This is a genomic window from Bacteroides mucinivorans (assembly GCF_034654355.2).
GTDB lineage: Bacteria > Bacteroidota > Bacteroidia > Bacteroidales > Bacteroidaceae > Bacteroides > Bacteroides nordii.
On record NZ_CP178179.1, the window covers coordinates 1,161,571 to 1,182,926 of the forward strand.

14 protein-coding genes are annotated in these 21,356 nt (G+C 39.3%); 8 read left to right on the forward strand and 6 right to left on the reverse strand.

What is annotated here, in order from left to right; genetic code table 11:
• Nucleotides 1-77: 77 nt before the first annotated feature.
• Nucleotides 78-491, reverse strand: coding sequence for a hypothetical protein (locus VCM39_RS03980; protein ID WP_322934101.1), 414 nt, complete (start codon nucleotides 489-491; stop codon nucleotides 78-80).
• Nucleotides 492-790: 299 nt separating this feature from the next.
• Nucleotides 791-1,663, reverse strand: a complete 873-nt coding sequence (locus tag VCM39_RS03985) for a hypothetical protein (protein WP_221650543.1) — start codon at nucleotides 1,661-1,663, stop codon at nucleotides 791-793.
• 353 nt (nucleotides 1,664-2,016) lie between these two features.
• On the opposite strand from VCM39_RS03985, the gene mdh reads away from it, so the two are divergent.
• Nucleotides 2,017-2,958, forward strand: coding sequence for a malate dehydrogenase (mdh, locus tag VCM39_RS03990; protein ID WP_322934102.1), 942 nt, complete (start codon nucleotides 2,017-2,019; stop codon nucleotides 2,956-2,958).
• Nucleotides 2,959-3,034: 76 nt separating this feature from the next.
• Here mdh and VCM39_RS03995 read toward each other — a convergent pair whose 3' ends face one another.
• Nucleotides 3,035-3,937: a DUF6268 family outer membrane beta-barrel protein gene (locus VCM39_RS03995; RefSeq protein ID WP_322934103.1), complete on the reverse strand. Its 903-nt coding sequence runs from the start codon at nucleotides 3,935-3,937 to the stop codon at nucleotides 3,035-3,037.
• A 334-nt stretch (nucleotides 3,938-4,271) separates the two neighbouring features.
• Here VCM39_RS03995 and VCM39_RS04000 point away from each other — a divergent pair, with 334 nt between their 5' ends.
• A complete protein-coding gene (locus tag VCM39_RS04000; protein ID WP_322934104.1) occupies nucleotides 4,272-5,105 on the forward strand; it encodes a sensor histidine kinase in 834 nt (277 codons plus the stop codon).
• A 2-nt stretch (nucleotides 5,106-5,107) separates the two neighbouring features.
• Nucleotides 5,108-5,860 (forward strand): LytR/AlgR family response regulator transcription factor, encoded by a 753-nt coding sequence (locus tag VCM39_RS04005; protein WP_221650539.1) that lies wholly within the window; start codon nucleotides 5,108-5,110, stop codon nucleotides 5,858-5,860.
• Between the two features lie 43 nt (nucleotides 5,861-5,903).
• Here the strand turns inward: VCM39_RS04005 and VCM39_RS04010 are convergent, their stop codons facing one another.
• Nucleotides 5,904-7,964, reverse strand: coding sequence for a HelD family protein (locus VCM39_RS04010; protein ID WP_322934105.1), 2,061 nt, complete (start codon nucleotides 7,962-7,964; stop codon nucleotides 5,904-5,906).
• Nucleotides 7,965-8,102: 138 nt separating this feature from the next.
• Here VCM39_RS04010 and VCM39_RS04015 point away from each other — a divergent pair, with 138 nt between their 5' ends.
• Complete coding sequence (locus VCM39_RS04015) at nucleotides 8,103-8,687, forward strand: phosphoglycerate mutase family protein (RefSeq protein WP_221650537.1); 585 nt, start codon at nucleotides 8,103-8,105, stop codon at nucleotides 8,685-8,687.
• Between the two features lie 16 nt (nucleotides 8,688-8,703).
• Here the strand turns inward: VCM39_RS04015 and VCM39_RS04020 are convergent, their stop codons facing one another.
• Nucleotides 8,704-9,471: a LuxR C-terminal-related transcriptional regulator gene (locus tag VCM39_RS04020; RefSeq protein WP_221650536.1), complete on the reverse strand. Its 768-nt coding sequence runs from the start codon at nucleotides 9,469-9,471 to the stop codon at nucleotides 8,704-8,706.
• A 235-nt stretch (nucleotides 9,472-9,706) separates the two neighbouring features.
• On the opposite strand from VCM39_RS04020, the gene VCM39_RS04025 reads away from it, so the two are divergent.
• Entirely contained in the window at nucleotides 9,707-10,147 is a 441-nt protein-coding gene (locus VCM39_RS04025) for a DUF6078 family protein (protein WP_251234563.1), read from the forward strand.
• A 255-nt stretch (nucleotides 10,148-10,402) separates the two neighbouring features.
• Here the strand turns inward: VCM39_RS04025 and VCM39_RS04030 are convergent, their stop codons facing one another.
• A complete protein-coding gene (locus VCM39_RS04030) occupies nucleotides 10,403-16,081 on the reverse strand; it encodes a C10 family peptidase (protein ID WP_413544827.1) in 5,679 nt (1,892 codons plus the stop codon).
• Between the two features lie 751 nt (nucleotides 16,082-16,832).
• Between VCM39_RS04030 and VCM39_RS04035 the strand changes: the two genes are divergently transcribed.
• The 3 genes from VCM39_RS04035 (at nucleotide 16,833) to VCM39_RS04045 (ending at nucleotide 21,207) form a co-directional block, all read left to right on the forward strand.
• Nucleotides 16,833-18,296 carry a tyrosine-type recombinase/integrase gene (locus tag VCM39_RS04035; protein ID WP_322934107.1) on the forward strand — a complete coding sequence of 488 codons (1,464 nt, stop codon included), beginning with the start codon at nucleotides 16,833-16,835 and terminating at the stop codon, nucleotides 18,294-18,296.
• 183 nt (nucleotides 18,297-18,479) lie between these two features.
• Complete coding sequence (locus VCM39_RS04040) at nucleotides 18,480-19,853, forward strand: ATP-binding protein (protein ID WP_322934108.1); 1,374 nt, start codon at nucleotides 18,480-18,482, stop codon at nucleotides 19,851-19,853.
• Nucleotides 19,854-19,863: 10 nt separating this feature from the next.
• Complete coding sequence (locus VCM39_RS04045; protein WP_413544828.1) at nucleotides 19,864-21,207, forward strand: PIN-like domain-containing protein; 1,344 nt, start codon at nucleotides 19,864-19,866, stop codon at nucleotides 21,205-21,207.
• Nucleotides 21,208-21,356 lie beyond the last annotated feature (149 nt).

Genomic DNA, 21,356 nt, shown 5'->3' on the forward strand with positions numbered 1-21,356 from the left:
GTTACCGGTGATTTACTTTGTTCGTTCTTAAAACAGTACTATCATGATTCCTGTGTTTTATCTCGCAAACATTAATATTAAAAAGATGCTGAAATTTTGTAATTTCCGAATTTAGTAAGTGTTACGTATAAACTGGGAGATTTGGTATCGGGAACTTGAACGTAAATAGTACCTGAATTACCACCTTCAAGATGTAGATATGCATATACTTCAATGATATCTCCAGGATATACATCTATTTGTGGCTTAAATTCAATTTGAGAATTACCATATAACATATAACCGTCTCCCCAATATCCTTGATATAAGGGCTGATTATTAATATATAAAAATAGAATTCCAGGCATACCACCATTCACATAAATAGTTAAGTCTACAGGAACAGCATTCTCTGAAGTAATACTAAAAGGCTCTTGAATTTCAGATTTTGCCCATGTATTGAATGTGTAAAAACTGATAAATAAGAATAATAAAAATCTTGTAGTTTTCATAAGCATAAATTTATAGAGTTAATAGTGTTTATGTTTAATACACTTGATAAGTAGATCTTACTAAACTTATATGAAGAATTTTCATATGAGTTTAGAATACTATTTCAATAACAAGGGGTGTTTGTTTACGAGTATTAAGAATTGTTCGAAAAGTAAGGAATATTATTGGATATCACTATCTTTCCTATAAAAAATAAATGAATCGTATTCCAAATTCTCATTTCAACGCAAGACAGAGTTATTGAAAAATTAATCTACTTTATTCAACTCCAATTTAAGAATAGAGATGTGGGCATGAATCATTCAAGGGTAAACCGTTGTGAACCAATCATAGTACCATCTGCAAAAATATCTACGCGGTATGTGCCAGCAGAGAGATACTCTTCTACATTCCAAAAAACGGTAATGGGTTGTTCTTCTCCGTTGTATTCAATATACTTTTTGATAGAATAGGGGAGTGAACGGTTTTCATATTCAAACGTATTGGCAGCGTTCTTTGTCAGCACTTCATTATTGGGTTTGTAGATATTGATATACAGCGTACGTTCACCGGTTTCTGCAGTAATGTTCTTAACAATGGTAAAACCGATAGTAAACTTCACTACATCTTTTACTTTTTTCACTTTTTTGTCACGTTTGTTCTTGGGCTCTATCCAAATATTGGTAGCATCCAGTTGAGCAGCCAGAGTCACTTTTTTATTCAGATTCTTCTTCTCTTCCGACAGATTGTTTATCTGGCGTGAAGCAGCGTTATATTTCTGTGTTACTTCAGCGATCACCTGCTTTTGCTGATTAGTCAGTTTATTGAGAGAGTCAATCTGATTGATATAACCGATCATGATTTTACGCAATGAACTCAATTCTTTTTTCAGACGGCGAATTTCAGTGGCATTACTACTTTTAACTGTACGCAATTCTTCAAGAAGACGTTGGGTCTTGATCTGTTCTTGCTCCAGTAAGACGGATAGTGAATCATTGGATACTGTAAGTTTCAGTTCGTCATATTGCTGGGCGAAACGGGTATATTCGTTTTCCAGATCTTCTTTCTCAAGAGCAAATTCTTCAACCAGTTCGCGATTATTCTGCTTTTCGGTGAACAGTAGATACGTGATGCCGGCAAGAGCAATCACCAATACCGATACGGCGATAATGAGCAGGGTCTTTTTATTCATGTTTCTTTAGTTAGATGATAATTCGCCGCAAATTTAATCATTTCGCTACATAGTAACACAGCGTTTCACGTAGTTTTTTCTTTTAAGAGCTTGTTTAAGTTTTCTTTTCCTGAATATACAAATTAATAATCGTATGAAATACAACTGTCATTCGGATAGTGTACATTTGGTATTCAGATGAAGTGCAACTACCGATTTAATAGAAGAAAAGTATTAGTACAACTACATCTTGGCAGGAGTTGTCTCTTTAACTAAAATTATTACGGAAATATTTCTTTAATAACGATTATCGTTGTACTTTTGTCGTCGCAAAAAGATGGAACTAATTATCAACTTTTTAAAATATAAGTATTATGTCAAAAGTAACCGTAGTAGGCGCAGGTAACGTAGGTGCTACATGTGCAAATGTACTTGCTTTCAATGAAGTAGCAGACGAAGTAGTAATGCTGGACGTAAAAGAAGGCGTTTCAGAAGGTAAGGCAATGGATATGATGCAGACAGCTCAACTGTTGGGATTCGACACTACCATTGTTGGTTGCACCAATGATTATGCTCAGACTGCAAACTCTGACGTTGTTGTTATCACTTCTGGTATTCCTCGTAAACCGGGTATGACTCGTGAAGAACTGATCGGTGTTAACGCTGGTATCGTGAAATCAGTAGCTGAAAACATTCTGAAATATTCTCCCAACGCTATTATCGTAGTTATCTCTAACCCGATGGATACAATGACTTACTTGTCACTGAAAGCTTTGGGTGTACCTAAGAACCGTATCATCGGTATGGGTGGTGCTTTGGATAGCTCACGTTTCAAATATTTCTTGTCTCAGGTTTTGGGCTGCAATGCTAACGAAGTAGAAGGTATGGTTATCGGTGGTCATGGTGATACTACTATGATTCCTTTGACTCGTTTTGCTACTTACAAAGGTATGCCGGTTTCTAACTTCCTGTCAGCAGAACAGTTGGAGAAAGTTGCAGCTGACACAATGGTAGGTGGTGCTACACTGACTAAACTGTTGGGTACTTCTGCATGGTATGCACCGGGTGCAGCAGGAGCATTTGTAGTTGAATCTATCATCCACGATCAGAAGAAGATGATTCCTTGCTCTGTAGCTTTGGAAGGTGAATATGGTGAAAACGATCTTTGCTGTGGTGTACCTGTAATCCTGGGTAAGAATGGTATCGAGAAAATCGTAGAACTTCCGTTGAACGAAGAAGAAATGGCTAAGTTCAAAGCAAGTGCTGAGGCTGTTCGCAAAACAAATGCAGCCTTGAAAGAAGTAGGTGCTCTTTAATAAAGAAGGAGTTATATACTGAAATAATAAAAAAGGGACGATTCTCTGTAAGGGGAAATCGTCCTTTTTTTTCGTCTCAAAACCCTATCTGTAACCCTGCTGAAACATAAGGAGAGACTTGAAAATAATACCCTTTGTCTTGAAACATACTCTTTAGATTTCTGTTGGTCATTTCTGCCGGGCGCATGGCGTGGATACCTGCTGTGATGGGGATTGATACATGCTTCCCAAGTTTTATTACCGGACGAAGCCCTGCCACGAAATATTGGTGAGTGAATATTTTATCTTTTCCGTCTTGTTCCAGCAGAGCCATTTGTCCGTTCATCTCTACTGCCAGATTTAAGTTTAAGTTATTGTTGATAGTATATCCTGCCGACATTTCAATACCTTCTAACATGGCTATCTTAACGGTAAAGCGACCTTGCGTTGTCCAATTAAAATAAATAGCGGGGAAAACCATTGGATACCCGAAAGAATTATTCATAGCGATACCTCCTCCCAATTCAAGGTTCGGTCTCAAATGATAAATGAAAATGGCGCCTATATTTCCCAGTATGTTTTTATATCTGATTTGGGAGAGTTTGGTACATGGCATGTAGATACCTCCACCGATAGCCATCAGCATTGACCACTTACCGTTCAATGGTCTTAAATGACTAAGACTTAATCCGATATTCAGAATTTCATCAATAACCAGGGGCTCTGTAAAGTTCTTATTTTCGAGTTTGGCATATGCTCCTCCCAAGCTGACGGCCCACATTGTGGGGCGATTATTCTCATTCAGTTTTATTGATAAAGGAATATTGATGCCTCCTTGATAGACGACTGCCGATCCTTTGCTGTCTCCTACTTTCTTATCTGTTTCGCCTTCCATCATGCGATAAGCAGAGGTACCAAAGTATTCGGTTTTAAACATGATCTGAGCATTCACACCTGAACAATTAATAACAATAAATAGTAAGAACAAAACTTTTTTCATACGGAAGAGTTTAATCTGAATCTGATAATTTATTGCCAAAATTCGGCTTTTGAACACTTGTGCCGAAATCTTTTTGACGAATGATCAGTTTACCTTTGACGAATGGTAATGTATCTATCGGTTAATACGTTAACTTTGCAGCATGAAAATTGATTGGATTAAGAACGATAAATATATTATTTTCCCATTTTGGATAATGATATTCTTTATTTTTTTGCTTCAGGTTATGCCGCAGACGCAGTCTGTAGTAGAATCCGTTTTGTTTTCAACTTCATTTGTACTTATCATATGCCCTATTGCAAATTATTTAAGTGGACCTCTTTTGTTAAAGGCAATGAAACAAAAGAGAGCAAGGACATTTACCATCCAGTTCTTTTCTTTTTCCATGCTTATTGGGATACTTTTTCTCGCATGTATTTATTTCTTTTTCCATCTCGAGAGAACAGGTGTATTTCCATATTCCCATTATTTTGATTTAACAGATCTGAAACCTTATGTTCTTTTTGTTCCTCTTTCGGCGGGAGTCATTATAAATATTACGATATGTGGACTACGTTTCTTTCTTGAATACATCAAATCACAAAAGATACTTGTTGAATATCAACTCCGCACTTTACAGCACCAGGTGACTCCGCATTTTATGTTTAACGTATTAAATCATATCCATATCCTGATGCAGACGGATGTGGAGTTGGCATCCGATTTGCTGATAAAATATTCGGATATATTACGCTATCAACTATACAATGGGGATAAACAAAGCGTAACTTTGGAACAGGATATACGGTTTTTAAAAGATTTTATCGCTGTAGAAGAAGTCCGTTGGGGTGACAAAGTAGTGGTAACTTGCTCGTGGGAAGTGGAGGATCCACAAAGAGAGATTCCTGCATTGCTTTTTATCACATTCGTTGAAAATGCATTTAAGCATGTCTCGAAATCTGATTTTGAGAAAGGATATATCAACATTTATTTTAAACAGGAGAAAGATAGAATCTGCATGGATGTTGGGAACTCGAAGTCAATATTACCTAAGAAAAAAAAGATTGGAGGAGGATTGGGCCTTAAAAATATAAAAGAACGTCTCGAGATATTGTATTTCGGGAATTATCATTTGTTGATAGAAGAAACTGATACCGATTATCGGACTAAACTTATGATTAATATTTGAGAATGGCAGAGATTATAATGAAACGTAAAGGGGTATATAAGATGAAGTGTCTGGTTGTTGATGATGAATCAATTGCAATAAAAGGAATTGTCAATTACATTGGCAGGCTGGACTTTCTGGAAATTGCCGGTTCTTGTTCATCCGCATTAGAAGCGGCAGATATTCTTAAGACGAAAGAAGTAGATCTTATGTTTCTGGATATCAATATGCCACACCTGTCAGGGCTTGAATTTTTAGAATCTTTAGAGAAACCGCCGCTGACAATTATAACTACAGCCTACTCAGAGTATGCACTTGACGGTTTTCGGCTGCATGTTGTCGATTATCTAATGAAACCCATCGCCTTTCAGCGTTTCTTTCAAGCTGTGTCAAAAGCTCAAAGTATGTTCCTTTCTCAGCTGGTATTACAGAATGAGCATGAAGAAGCTAAATCTAATATGTATGTCCGGCAGGGAGATGCTTTCCAACGGATTGCCTGGGGAGATATTCTCTATGCAGAAGGAATGCAGAATTATGTGAAACTATACTTCAAAGACAAAGTTCTAACTATTCATCAGACAATGGTTTCTCTGGAAGGGATATTACCTAAAGAGTCTTTCTTCAGAATACACCGTTCTTTTCTTGTCAACATATCCTATATCGATTTGATATCCGGAGGCCGCCTGTTTATCAATGGGAAGGAGCTACCTGTCTCAAAACAGAGGCGTGAAGAATTGCTCAATACAGTTGTCTATAAAAATCTGATAAGTAAATGATTGATATCTCTGTAAATTCGATTGTGAGAAGAGTTACCAGAATTTAAGGAACAAGTTTACTCAGCTTTCCGCAATAAGTTATTGTTAATTTATGCATAGCTCTTGTTACTGCTACATAAAGCATACTTTTATCAATTGCCGAACAATAGTTTTTGTCATCCACCTGTGGTATGATGACTTCGTCAAACTCCAGTCCTTTCGCCATGTGCGACGAAGTGATGAGGATACCTTTTACAAAAGTCGAACTTTGGTTCGACAGGAAATAAACATTTTCTATGTGTGCCTGAAGTTTTTCTGCAAGGGATTTTGCCTGAACTTCCGTTTTACATACAATCCCAAGTGACTTATAATTTGATTTCTTAAAAGTGAATATTAAATCTGTAATACCGGATATCTCTTCTTCTGTATTTCTGTATTGAAGAATCACCGGTTGTTTACCATGTCTTATGACAGGTTCTAACTCTTCATTGGGCAGAATTTTTTGTGCAAAACTGGTAATTTCAAAAGTAGAACGATAACTTTTGCATAGTTTCATCACTTCTCCCGTTGTAAATACTCTTTGAATCATATCAGCAGTGGATGAGCCATAGGGATTGACTGATTGGGATGCATCACCCAGAATCGTCTTCCGGCAAGGATAAAGTTTTTGAATGACTTTATACTGTATAGGAGAATAATCCTGCATTTCGTCTATCAGGATATGCTTGACATGGCTGTGAGTTTTTTTTCCCTCCAATGCTATATGCAGGTATGCTAAAGGAGCTAAATCAGAATATTCCAACGTATGACTTTTGCGCATCCTGAACATTTCGCTTTTTCCTGCCCATTCAAAAAAGTTCTTATAAACTTGAATGTCGTTATTACCGGCAAACATTTTTCTTACTTCTTTTTTCAACAGATTTTTCTCTGCGGTAGTAACTGTAAAATTGTATTTGATTGTCATCATTTCCAGAATATAATCGGTCATTGTCTCAAAACGTTGGCGCATTGGGTAGCGGCTGAATCGCTTGAATTGTTCATCAATAAATTCGGCCGGAATAGTAATGTGTCTGGTTAGTTTTACGTCTGTTGCTCTGAAATAGTTATTTTCCATATATAGAATAAACTTATCAAGTAGTGAGATGAAATCAAATGAAGCCTTATACTGTATTCTTTCGATAAATTCTCCCGTAGGCTTTCCAAGTAATTCTGTTACTTGTTCAAAGAAGTTCTGATATTTGTATTTGTTACCGAGTACATCCGAAAGAATATATCCCATACTGGTTTCGGGAACAGTCTCCTCACCAAGTTCCGGGAGTACATTAGAGATGTAATCGGCAAAAACTTTGTTGGGCGAAACCACCAATATGTTTTTGGAGGAAATATCTCCTTTCAGTGTATAAAGAAGATAAGCGATGCGATGTAAGGCGATGGAGGTTTTACCCGATCCGGCAACTCCTTGTATGATAAGTACGTGTGCATCTTCATTACGAATAATACGGTTCTGTTCCCGCTGAATGGTTGTGACAATGTTTTTCATTTTGTCGTCAGCATTCGAACTTAGTTCTTTCTGTAAAATATCGTCATGTACAGTCAGAGAGCTTTCAAGCATATATTCCATTTTGCCATTGCGGATACGGTACTGACGTTTCAGCAAAATCTCTCCGCTTATTTCACCCAAAGGGGATGAATACGTAGCTTTTCCCAGTTCATTGTCGTAAAACATACCTGCGATGGGAGCTCTCCAGTCATATATCCGGTTTATCTTTTTGTTGGTGTCATAAAATGTGTGTATTCCTATATAAACCGGTATTGTCTGGCTTTTCTCCCTTTCTTCTTTAAAATCTATCCGGCCGAAGTAAGGAATGCCTACTATTTTACTCAGTCTTTTGCGCTTGTCAATTACACTTTCACCCAATGCAAAATGATTTAAGATACTTTCCCTCATAGAACGAATTTCATGTGGATCAATATCTTTATTTGACCATAAATACTCTTTGTACTCCTGTAGTGTATCTACGTGTTCTTTCACTGATACACTCGTATTATTAATCACGTCATTGAGGGTGTTGATTATCTCCTGCAAATATTCTTTCTCTTGCTCTTCTGTTTTATTAAATACCATAACTCTTTCATTATTATATTAAAACGGTCTGAAAAGGCAGCAAAGTTAGTTCATTCCATTGGGGGGATAAATAGTTATTTATAGCTATATATCCAGCCTTTTTTCTACTTTTGCACACTTTACTTCAAATGCGGAAAGATGGATATTCTTGATATGGCGGGCCGGAACCAGCAAAAAGCCTGGGAGATAATAGAGAGTACCGGTGTTATCCCGATATGGGAAAGTATTGGTGCAAAAGTGAATTTGGTGGGTTCCTTGAGTACAGGGTTATTGATGAAACACCGGGATATTGATTTGCATATTTATACCTCACCTTTGACTTTGACTGACAGTTTCCGGGCAATGGCGAAACTCTCAGAAAATATAGCTATAAAGAAGATTGAGTGTGTAAATCTTCTGCACACAGTTGAAGCCTGTGTGGAGTGGCATGCCTGGTATCAGGATTCTGAGAGTGAACTTTGGCAGATTGATATGATTCATATCCGGAAGGGCTCCCGATATGATGGTTATTTTGAAAGAGTGGCAGAACGTTTGAGAACTGTTTTAACTGACGAAACAAGGCTGGCTATTTTGAACTTGAAGTATGAAACTCCTGATACGGAAAAGATTATAGGGATAGAATATTATCAGGCTGTTATTCGGGATGGAGTAAGAAGTTATGCGGAATTTGAGGTATGGCGGCAAGAGCATCCGGTTACAGGCATTGTAGAATGGATGCCATGATGTGTTGATATGAGATTTAACTCAACAGCCCCAGTTTCAATCCGGTATTAATGGCTTCAATAGAATTTTGTACACCTAATTTATGTAATAGATTCTGCCGGTGAATATGAACCGTATGGATACTGATACAAAGTTTGTCGGCTATCTCTTTACTTAGAAGCCCTTTCTGAATATACTGTAAGATCTCAGTTTCACGTTGCGTCAGATTTATTTGTGTTGTTGATAATAGAGAGGGAGAGAATATTTCTCCGTTTTTAAGATTCAGTACAGTACAATCTACCTGATTGGATTCCTTTTGATTGGGTGCAATATCCATATTTCCTATTATGAGCCAGGCTTTTCCGTTATGAGCCTGTTCTAAAACCTGTTGTTTGCTGATAACTCGTATATATTGTTGTCTGGCATTGCGTACCCGGAAACTATAGATATTACAATAATCATTCCTTTGTTCGATAGGCAAACCGAATATAAACTTACCAAGATCAACCTGCAACCGTTTTAGTTGTGATAAATCATCTGGATGAATGCGTGATTCTAAATAATCACCTTGTCTTTCCAATGTAGCTATCTTGTGGCTGTCATATCCCAGTAAATCTACGAAGTTGGAGGATGCGAAAGCATACCTGCATTTATAAACATCAACAACGAATGTACAGTTGTGACTTAGTTTGGACATGCGGTGAAGCATGCTTTTGTCACGTTCCCAAAGACTGTAATCAATGTCTGATGCCGATAGATGCTGCTTTGCCCACATTTCTTCCCTGGTTATATTCATTGACCTCATATAGTATAGCTATAAATTATTGTTTTTGTTCCACAAAGGTAAAATTAATCTTTAATGATGGAAATAATTATAGAGGTTAGACATTGTTTTATTACTGGGAATGGTGTAGTTTTACTTCAGCTAAGTTTTCTTTTGGACTCATTTAATGGTAGAATAAAGAAAGAATACACTTATCTTTGTATTAGTGATTGTTTGTAACCGGAATATCACAATAATGCCGGGTGATAATAAAATTATGAAGACAAAAGAAATAGATCGTTTTTCGGAAGTTCCACAAGACTATCCTCTGTGCATTAATTATCAATGCCCTCGGGCATCTACTTGTTTGAGGCAATTAGTTGCACAGGAAGCTGCTGATAGTATAAAGTTTTTAATGATTATCAATCCGAAGCATCAAGCCACTTTGAAAAAAGATTGCCCTTATTATCGCTCAAGTACCAAAGTTCGCTTTGCCAAAGGCTTTATGAATATCATAGAGAATCTGACTCAAAAGCAAATACGGGAAGTAATTCCTCAACTGATAAATCGATTCAGTGAAAGGACATATTATCGTATTCGTAAAGGAGAGCGTTTACTCTCACCTGCCGAGCAACAAAGTGTGGTGAATATTTTTGAAAAGTATGGGGTGGCCGAGCCGATTGTATTTGATGATTATATAGAGGGTTATGAGTGGTAGAGCTGGCTATAGTATAATGTACTTCTTGCCATCACATTGGCAGGACTCTGCCAATGTGATGGCAAGGTGTTGCCAATAGGTTGGCAAAGTCTTGCCAATACGATGGCAAAAGAGGATATCATATCTGTGTAAATATCGAATTACGCATAGGCGATTACATTAAGAAAATAATAAAAGTTGGTTATAAAGGTTTGAAAAAAACTTTATAACCAACTTTTATTATTTTTCAATCCGTATTTGTCGGAAAGGTTATGATTAGAAAATCACTTTGATACCGTCGACTATGTAAATACCCGGATTAAGGAAAATTGTGTTAGAGCCGGGTTTAACGGAGATTGATATGACAGGTATTCCTGAGACGGTAAATATGTCAATATCTTGTTCCACATCCGAGATTATCACAAGATTTGAACCTTCCTTGATAAGTTTTAGTTTTTCACCTTGGAAGAGTGCCTGGTTGTCAACACCGGTTGTGATGTTTACCTTACCAACTTCAAATGAATCCTCAACTTCGGAAGTATTAGCTTTTGCATAGACCGAGAAAGGTGCGATAACAAGATTTGTTTCTTCATCGCCGATACGGTTAAATCTGTAACCTTCATCATCAAGTACGTATGTGTCAGAAGCAGCATTGGTAGAAGTATAATTACCGAATAGAGTGAAATTCCTACCTGCTTTTGAGATAGATTCCGATAGCGGAGTCATAGGTACGTCAAACGTAAGCGATTCGTCTGTTTGTGTAGCGGGTATGCCGTTCGCATAGAATGTAAAGTTGACTGAATCATCCACTTCTCCGTTGAGATGTATCATATACGGTTTATTTGCTTCAATTGAAGGTTGGTTTTCGAGTATTGTAGCGTTGTCGTTGAATGACAATATACTGACTGTATGGTTACCCGAAGTACCGATGGTATAGTCATAACCTTTTCCATCGGACATGCGCGTGGGTACAAACGGTAGGACTATACCTTTCCATTCTTTGCTTTCATTTCCGGATGGGTAGTTCAGTTCAACTGACAGTGAGATGGTCTTCTCACCGAGATTAAAGCTTGCCGGAGCATTGAAAGCATAACCGTCAGTGAGGACGATGTCGGTTGAAGCCACCCGCGTACCACCACTGTTGACCACAATGTTTGACTTCGAAGAGATTGATTTTTCCAAACCTTCTGCAACATATATTATACAGTTGGGATTTATACCCTCAAACGATTGATCGTTTATGCCTGCGGTATTACGTACACGGGTAGAGCCTTGCTCCTTGTCAGACTGTGAGTTTCCGAAAAGCGTGATACTCGTCAACGAAGAACATCCGTCAAAAGCTCCGGCGTCTATCGCATCGACCGAATTGAGTGTCAGCGATTCGAGTTGCGAACAGCCGGCGAACGCATTTTTTCCTATAGAGGTAACGTTTTCCGGAATCACTACATTTGTGAGGTTTTCCATTCCGGCAAATGCATTTGAAGGTATTTCGCTGTTTTCAATGGCAGACATGTCAATGGTTTCCAAAGACGTGAAGTTTTCACGTATGTGTTCAAAGGCCGTATCGGTCATTTCTCCCGACAATCCGAGTTCAACAATCCCATCGGCTTCTTCTTTATCAATATGGATCACTTCTTCCGGTTTAAGAACCGCACCTTCAACAGGAACCATCGTGATTTCAACTTCCATATCCGACTGTAGGTTAGTGATCACATAAATACCGTTTTCATCCGGAAGAGCAACTTCACCGGCTATTTTGACTTTAGGAGTCATATTCGGAGTTTCGGAAACGACCGTAAATTTGTAATCGCAACCTTCCTTGTAGAGGGTTTTACGTTCATTAGAACCTTGAACAAACAGAGCCATATTGACACCATTCCATACATTTACCTCATTAAGGTTTACAAAGTTGACTTTAGATTTTCCGGACACATCTTTGACCTTGATATCATAATGGAACACCACGTCAATGATATGGTTTTGCGGACAAGATAGATATTTTGGATCTGTTACATTACCATAGAATTTCACTAGATAATAACCGCCGGGATTGAAGAAATCAGTGGGATCGAGTGGATCAAGCTGATTTGTTACATCTTGTTTATTGTCATAAAGTTTAAATGCAACTCCAGGACGGTAGGTCGGATTGGGCTTATAAGAGGTTGGCTTAAAATTGGGCAAGCCAAGCATTACAGTTTTAGTTGCACTTCCTACAGGTCCCTCAATTTTGGTCAATGGTTCTCTTTCCGAATATTGGAAAGTTCTGTCCGGGTCAATCTGAATGTTATAGAATACTTTTGAAGTTGTATGTTGGAGTTCTTTCCAGAATTGACTGTTCGTATATGCCGATTCAGTACCTTTGGGCACTTCAAGGGTTATTTGAGTATTCGTTGGGAATGGATTACTTTTCAATGGTACCGGAGTTTTTGACAGAACAACTATCTTTTCAAGTTTAATGCATGCTGCGAAAGCGCCACTTCCAATATAAGCTACTTTTTCCGGAATTGTAATTTCTTTTACATTGATACAACGATAGAATGCATTTTCTTCTATACTCTCCAGATTCTTAGGCAGAAGGATTGTTGACAGAGCCGTTTTTCCCATCGGATTTGATGCTGCAAAAGCATTTGTAGGCAGTGAGTTTGGAGTGGGCAGACTTTTTATTGTCACATCGGTCAAGTCAAGAGCTACAAGTTTATCTGCATTCTTCTGCAATGTCGCAAAATCGGAGGCATTCATCTCACCCATTAGTTTGAGTCGTGAAGGGAAAACTTCGGAAGTTTTTGATGCAAGCTCTCCTGCATGGAGGTTCATAGCTGTATAAGTTTCGTCTCCGGCAGCCACTACTTGTATGGTTATGTCAAGATCTTCACGTACACTTTCAACCTTTATTTGGGCTACTCCCTGACGATCAGCCACAATCTTACCATTGATCGACACCGTTACTGCGTCAGCAACAGAAACCGGCATGATCTTACATGTAAAGTCCATTCCATGGACGATCTGATCAATAGCCCCCTGGATAGTGGCTCCCTGAACAGAAGACGGCATAATGATCTTGTGGTACAACACCTCATTACCTACAACCTTGATTGAATCTTTCACGTTTTCATTTATTCCTTTGACGAGATGCCATTCTTTCTTGTTGTACGAAGTTGCGACACGTACAAGATTGCCCTCACGTACCGAAGCTTCTTTCACCTGACAACTGAAGTTACATGGCAGGTCGCCGTAATTCGTTCCTGAGTTAGTAAATACAGGCGAAATGAATTCTTTAATAGCACCATTAGCATCCGTAAGTACGGCAGCATAGAACATTAAGGCGTCATCCTGAGGAATAGCCAATGCGTTGGCACGTATGGTAAATGTCTTGCCGGAAATAACATTGATTGCGTCGGTTACCAGTCCTACACCACCCCTTGAATCAGTTAACTTCCACGAAGATATGCGAGTAGTAGGTTGTGGCTGAACAAAATTAGCGTGAATCATAGTGTTGGCGTTGACGGTGATGGTATATCGGTTATCAGTTCCGGCATTCAATTTGGTTGTATTGGCGAAAACTTCCATTCTGGCATCACCAAAACGATTGTCAGTTTCAACGGTGAATGAGAACAATGAACCGGGTGTCACTTCAAGACTTTCGGAATCAGGAGTGATCTTTACACCTTCTGTCTCTTCAAGAACAATCATATAAGAAGAAGCCGGAGCAGAGTTTTCCTCAACAATCTCTTTGAAATCCTGCCAGTTCTCCTTTGACGAATATGCTGTTTTTGCGTTAACCGGTACTACAAGTTTAGATTTAGGTGTTCCTGTGAACACACACCAGTTGATCCATGCCGGCGATTGACGGCGTACAATGACTTCTCTCAGATTACTGCAATTTAAGAATATATTGTATTCGTAAGTACCCACTGATGCCGGAATTTCGATTTTTTGCAGACCAGTGGCATTGAAACAGCCATTTTTCAAAATGGTGAGAGACTTTGGCAACTCAATATGTTGTAACGAATAGTAGCCGCTGAATGCTTTAGTGGGAATGGCATTAGCAGGATTCGAGCCATTGGCTACTATGTTCACACCAGAAATATCAAGCATGGTTAGCTTCATACGTTCGCGTATAAATGTGAAATCACGGACGTCGATCGTTCCATAAAGTGTCAGTTCCTTAATCGTTCCGGCATCGGCTTCACTGATAAGCTTCTCAAGGTTACCGGCAGTTACCCATAGATTGCGTTTATTCACTACATCCTCCATTGACTGTACGATAATACGGATTTGCTGGTCAGTGGTGACATTTTCAATTTTGTAAACATTATCGGTACTTGGAGTCAGGATGAATCCGTTTGCTTTGACTGTTATAACCTTGTCGGGGGAAGCGGATTGGACCTTAAATGTGTAGTCACGGCCTTTGATTACTTTTACATCGGCATACGATATGATAGCTCCGTCTACGTTGATCGGTATGTCAATTGAAAAATACGGTATGGAATTGTTTTTTGCTTTAATCTCATTTATTGTGATAAGGTCACCGGTAACCGGTAACCACTCGTCAGAGCCGTTGGCTATAGTGACCATACGAATTATATCATCATTAGCGACAACGGTTTCGGCAGGTACCGAACATGCAAAATCAGAATAAAGTCTTGGCGTCATCACCTGCATTGCTTGGAGTGATAGTCCTTTACCATCATGCAGTAATGTTTTCAATTTCCCATTAGCAGAGAAAAGAGCCACAGAAATTTTTCCTGAGAAATTTTCATATGAAACGTTTTTAAAGGCACCTGCTCTTATGCTGAACTTCATTCCGGGGCTGATATCTACTGCGTCGGAAGTTATACCGATCTGACGTTCGTCAGCTGTGATATGAACAGGTGACCACTTGACAGCTGTTTCGGTGGGCTTGATATTATAGATGATAGTGGTCTGGTCGTTGAAACTGTGTGATGTACTTACAGTGGGGTTGAGAGCATCGGAAGAAAAATAACCGTTGGCCGAACCACCCCAGCCCCAATTGATGTGGAAATAAGGTACTGAACCTTTTATCTCATATCCGTCGCACACAAAAGCATGACCTACTGAGACATCTTGACCACTATAGATCACTGGTCGTCCGGCATTGATCTCGTCAACAATTATGGTATCCCATACAGTTCGGTCGGTTTCCGAACGCTTTTTATAGGATACCCCTGGGTCATATCCGAAAAATGATATAAGGGCGGCAGGAACACGCACTTCAAAAGCACTCGAACCATACATTCCGAAATCTGTTTTTATCGATATAGCACAATGAGCCATCAGTGTAGCTACAGCATCAGCTTCAGCTGTAGAATATCCAAAACGATAGTTGTCCATCCTCATATTGCCCCAATCATATTGGACATTGAAATCCGTACCGTCAAGTGAACCGTTACCCATTGAGGGATAATTATAATATTTCATAACGGTAGCCATAGCGGTTCCGACACAACCAACGAGGCGGCGGTTAGGTATCTGACCGTTGAATGGAGCTTCCTGACTCCATTCCGGAGTTTTGATAGACTTTGTCAGTGAAGTTTGCATACTTACACGCTTGCGAAGCTCGGTGATATTATTTCCAACCGGTTTCACGGCATTGTTGAGCATCATCGTAGTGACATCAGATATTTCATCCGGTATATATAAAGACTCATAAGAGTATCCCACAACCGGGATTGCCTTGTCATCGGCTGATATGATGATAAATCCACGACCATCCTTGGCATTAAACACATAATAAGCAGGTGTCCCGTCACTTTTTTGTGATGTATACGCCAATTCAAAAGCATCGGGATTACTTAGTCTCGAAATGTTACCAGCATTAAAAAAATTAGCAGCGGCTTCAGCAGCTTCTTCTATAGTCAACATTTTGGCATGGAGGCTGTACGGGTAAACAGCACACACTAGAAGAAGCAGTACTTTTAAAAACTGTTTCAGCATAAGATAAATAGCTTTTAATTAAGTTATAAATAATATAAATGTTTAATATGAATTCAGCTAAAATACGAGCTGATTGGAATGTGCAAAGTCTTTATTATTAGTATTTTATGTTATTGATAAAACATATAGTTCTTTCCATAAGCTATTACGGGGCGCGAATTTAACTATATTTTTATAACAAACCATCTGATGCATTTGTTAAAAAATACAAATGACTATGCGGGGTGTTGATGTAACCTCAGAGATATACTTTGTATAAACAATTGATATTTGATAGTGGCATTAGGCTTTTTTGATAATTCAATTAAATTTCCGGTAACATTCGCTTACGGGATGTTTGCCATTTAATAGTGTTTTAGACTTGTATACACAAAATGTTAATGTCCGTGTCCATAAGAAAACTGGTTTAACTTTCAGTTTAAATCATGAGGTAAATAGGTAGATATATAAACAAAAAAGAGAGCTACTATGTTGAGTAACTCTCTTTTTTACAAGTGGTGCCACCAGAACCTGAGTTTCTGAATGAATACGAACAGATTTGAATGTATTATTAAGGCAAAACACTGAATAATAGTATAATATGAATTATGGTGAATTTTGCCGATTTTCAGATTTATTCAAAAAACGTGGTGACCTACGTGGTGACCCGACTTGACAAAATGCGGTTTGGGTTGTTATATTTGCAGAACCGAAGTGGCTGACTGTGAATAACTGTGAACGCCACTATTCAGAAATTTATAGCAACGAAGATATGACAAAATCACCCTCTCCAAAGAAATTGACCCCATTTCACATCCGCACCAAGGATTTGGGGAAAGAGACCGCGACCCTCTTTATCCGCATCCATACCCATAAGATTGATGTGCTGGTTTCAACGATGCTTCAAGTCGAGGTTGCCGACTGGCAGAAGGCTACTGCATCGCCCCGCGCATGGCTGGCGCATCAGAAGAAGAATTATCAATTGCACGCCAAACTGACACAGATTGAGGGCATCGTCAAGGCTCATCTCGCAAAGGTGAACTTTGACCGTGAGGCTCTCGACATGGACGTGCGTTACATTTCCGAGCCGGAGAAGGTAGACGCTGAACGCCGGGCGATGGAGGAAGCCGCCGAAGCCGAGCGAAAGGCTATCGCCAAACGGGAGGCGGCAAAAGAAAAAGCCCGCAAGAAAACCGAAGAAAAGAAACGTATCGAGGAGGAGAAGAACCGTCTTATCTGGCCATTTCTCATTCAGTTTGTCGACGACATAAAGAGCGGTGCGCGCAAGATTGGCAGTGACGACTATGCACCCGGCACCTGTAAGGCGTGGAAAAGTTTTATTGGTGTTTATGAAGGTTTCGACCCATTGCACAAATTTGGGTGGGCAGATATTGACCGCGCATTTGTGTCGCGCTACATCAACTATTTGCAGAAACATGGTTACATGGCAAAGGTCGTCAACAAGCATCTGACAAACCTGAAGGCTCTTATCAACGCCGCCTTCATTGACGGCGTACACGACAACCAACGTGCGGCGGCATTTATTATCAAGAAAAAGATTGAAGACCGCGACAAGGCTGTCGAGATTTATCTCACCGAGGAAGAACTGCAAGCCCTCTATGAAATGCCGCTGTCAGGGAAGAAAGAACATATCCGCGATGTTTTTCTCATTGGCTGCTATACCTGTCAGCGCGTGAGTGATTACAACAACCTTAATGCCGACAACTTTGAGACCACCCGCAAGGGAACGCGCATAATCCGTCTTGTCCAGCAGAAGACAAAGACAGAGGTTACAATCCCCATTCTCAACGAGAACCTTATCACCATCTGCGAGAAATACGACTATAACATACCGAAAGCTAACGAGCAGGTGCTGAACCGTTACATCAAGTATATTCTGAAAGACCTGTCGGAGCAGTTGCCATCACTGAAAGAGAAAGTGCCAACCAAGCTCACAATGAAACAGAAGGAGGCGTTGAAGAAGGAAAAGAAAGAACCAGAGACCGACCTCAACGGCAATGTGATCGTGCCACGCCATGACTGCGTGACAAGCCACACTGCCCGACGTACCGGCATTACCAATATGTATCTAAGTCACAAGTACACCATTCTCCAGATGATGCACGTCAGCGGCCACAAGACGCAAAAGACCTTCATGGACTACATCAAGCTATCATCCGAGGAGATAGCCGATGAAATCGCGGCAATGTCCAAGAAAGAGAGCGATATGTGGTAATGAAAAAAAGTTGCAAAGGTGGACATAATCTGTCTATGTTTGCAACTATTTATTTCTACACTTCATTTCATCCACTCCAAAAAATCGGCATAAATGTCACTTTTGGGGAATAGCTTAATTCGGATTGCTCCTAAATTATTCAGCAATAGCGGCTAATCCAAAATAAATTTGTAACTTTGTATTATGTTAACGGCATCACAAATACAGGAAATGGTAAAAGGCGGCGAGGGCTACAATGTAGACTTCAAGCGCAGTGTGCCATCAAAGGTTAAGGAAATATCCGATGAAGTTGCGGGTTTTGCCAATGCAGTCGGTGGATATGTCCTTATTGGCGTCGATAATGATAATCAGATTATCGGTGCCGAGATTGATAACAATAAGCGTTCTGCAATTCAAGATACGATTGGAGAGATTTCTCCCTCATTGAAATGTGAGTTTTATCCTGTCGATGTCGATGGCAAGAAAGTCTGGGTAATTGATGTTCCAAGTGGCAAGGATAAGCCATACATAACCGGAGGAATCATTTACGTTAGAGAAGGTGCCAATTGTCAGAAACTCCGTTCAGCAGAAGAAATACGCGCATTCTTTGCCGAGTGTGCCAAGATTTTCTATGATGCCATACCCTGCAAATGGTTTGACATTAACGAAGATATTGACCCGCGCAACTTCAAAGAGTTTATGGAGAAGGCGCATTTGTCCAATACACTGCCAATTAAACAGCTCTTTGATAATCTTGAACTCAACACTGATACAGGTGTGCCGAAAAATGCAGCCGCTTTATTCTTTGGAAGAGAGCCGGAACGTAAATTCCCACATGCCGTAATACGTTGTCTGCGTTTTAAAGGTCTTGACAAAGTGCATATTATAGATGACAAGACTTTTGGCGGTCCATTATACCAACAATATCTGGATGCGCTTTCATGGATAGAGAGCAAGCTTGAGGTCGAATATATCATCAAGGGGACAGGCCCGCGTCAGGAAATATGGGAGATTCCGCTTGATGTTTTCAAAGAAGCTGTTATGAACGCCATCTGCCATCGCGACCTATATGAAGAGGGGGCGACCATCATGGTGGAGGTTTATGATGACCGGGTGGAAATATCCAACCCCGGTGGCCTGTTGCCTGTTGTAGAGGCGGAGTTCGGGCACAAGAGTATGAGCCGAAATCCACTTGTGTTCGGTTTATTTACTCGTATGCACGTTGTCGAGAAAGTCGGCTCCGGAGTCCCTCGTATGCGCGAATTGATGAAGGATGCAGGACTGCCAGAACCGATTTTCAGTACCAAGGGCTTCTTTACCGTCACCTTTATGAAGCGAATCAAGCCGAATAGTGCCAATGATGATAGATTAAATGATAGATTAAATGATAGATTAAATTCTCGTGAAAAAAGAGTGATTCAGATTTTGGAAGAAACTCCTGGATTAAGAACCAATGAGTTATCTTCAATGATAGAAGTCAGTATTCCTACATTATCTCGCACCCTAAAGAATTTAATCGGTCTTGGCTTGATAGAATATCGCGGTGCAAAGAAGACTGGAGGGTATTTTATAGTATAAGTTTATTCTCATGAGAAATAATTGGTTTATAATGGATTCAGAAAGAGAATCCAAATTATGGAAGAATAGTGTATTTGTATTTGACACATCTGCTATTGGTGCGTTATATGGTCTTATTCCATCATCACAAGAGGTAATGATGGAAATTCTAAATAAATTCGCTGACAGAACATGGATTCCTGCACAAGTATTATATGAATACATGAAGAATCGGGAAAAGATGATAATGAATCCATGTGAAGAACATTATCAAAATCCTAAGGCTATTGTAAACAGCAGCTTAATAGATAACTTTGACATATACCTTAAGGATTTTGAAAATGAGGATTTTCACCCGAATATGTCACCTGAAGCATTAGACAAGCTAAAGGCTTTTCGGGATGAACTAAACAATACACTTAAAGAAGTAAAGAGAATAATAAAGGCAGAGCACTCTAAACAAAAAGAAAGAATATCCAAAATAAAAGAGGACGACAAAATTCTCGATGCAATTGATAATTTACCTCATGGTAATCCATTCATTAGTTCAGAGATACTTGAGATTATAAAGGAAGGAGAATTGCGCTATCGGAACTCCATTCCTCCTGGCTATAAGGATCGCGACGAGAAGAAAGGAACGCAGATTTATGGAGATTTGATAATCTGGAAAGAGGTGCTTCGATATGCTAAAGACAACAAAAAAGACGTTATTTTCATATGTGATGATGTAAAGGAAGACTGGTATCTTGCAGATGAAAAGAAAAAGTCATTTACTCCAAGACATGAGCTTATAAAGGAGTTCTACGATATGACGGGGCAAGAATGCTGGATTTATCCATTGAGAATTTTTATCGAAAAACTTGAGAAGTATCATAAGGATAAAGAAATTTTACCACTGTTTCGGGGATTAGATGCCATTAAAGCATCTCTTGAAAATAGAGAGAAAAGGCACTTAATGAAAACACTATCAGTCGATAGCTTTCTTGTTACGTGTGATAATTGTGGACATTCTATTGAAGTTGACGGAGATGATATCGACTGGGAATGGGAATGTATAGGTGGTGACGAAAGGTCTATGGGAATAGAAAATCAGTATATTGCTGAGCATTATATTGATTGCCCTGAGTGTGGAAATGAAGTTCATATTACATTTAATGTTTGGGAGTACCCCGTGGGCGCATATAATAATAGCGACATTGATATTGAAGGAGGTTCGTTAGAAACGGATTTTGATTTTCAAGACAGGGTTAAACCTATCTTTGAACAAGATGAAGAAATATGCTTCAAATGTGGTAGACATGGTTCTGTTGGAGAAGAAGGTTTGTGCAGTGAGTGTTTGGATGAACAAGAACGAATACTCTCATCAGACGATTAAAACAGATAAATGTTATAAACGGCAGTGCGATTAGAACAAAAGAGCTGAATAACAGACTAAATTATCGTGCAATTCTATTATAATCCCCCCAAAATGGGTCAAAAGACATAGATTTGGGGGATTATAAGCATATTTAGTGGATCCCGACT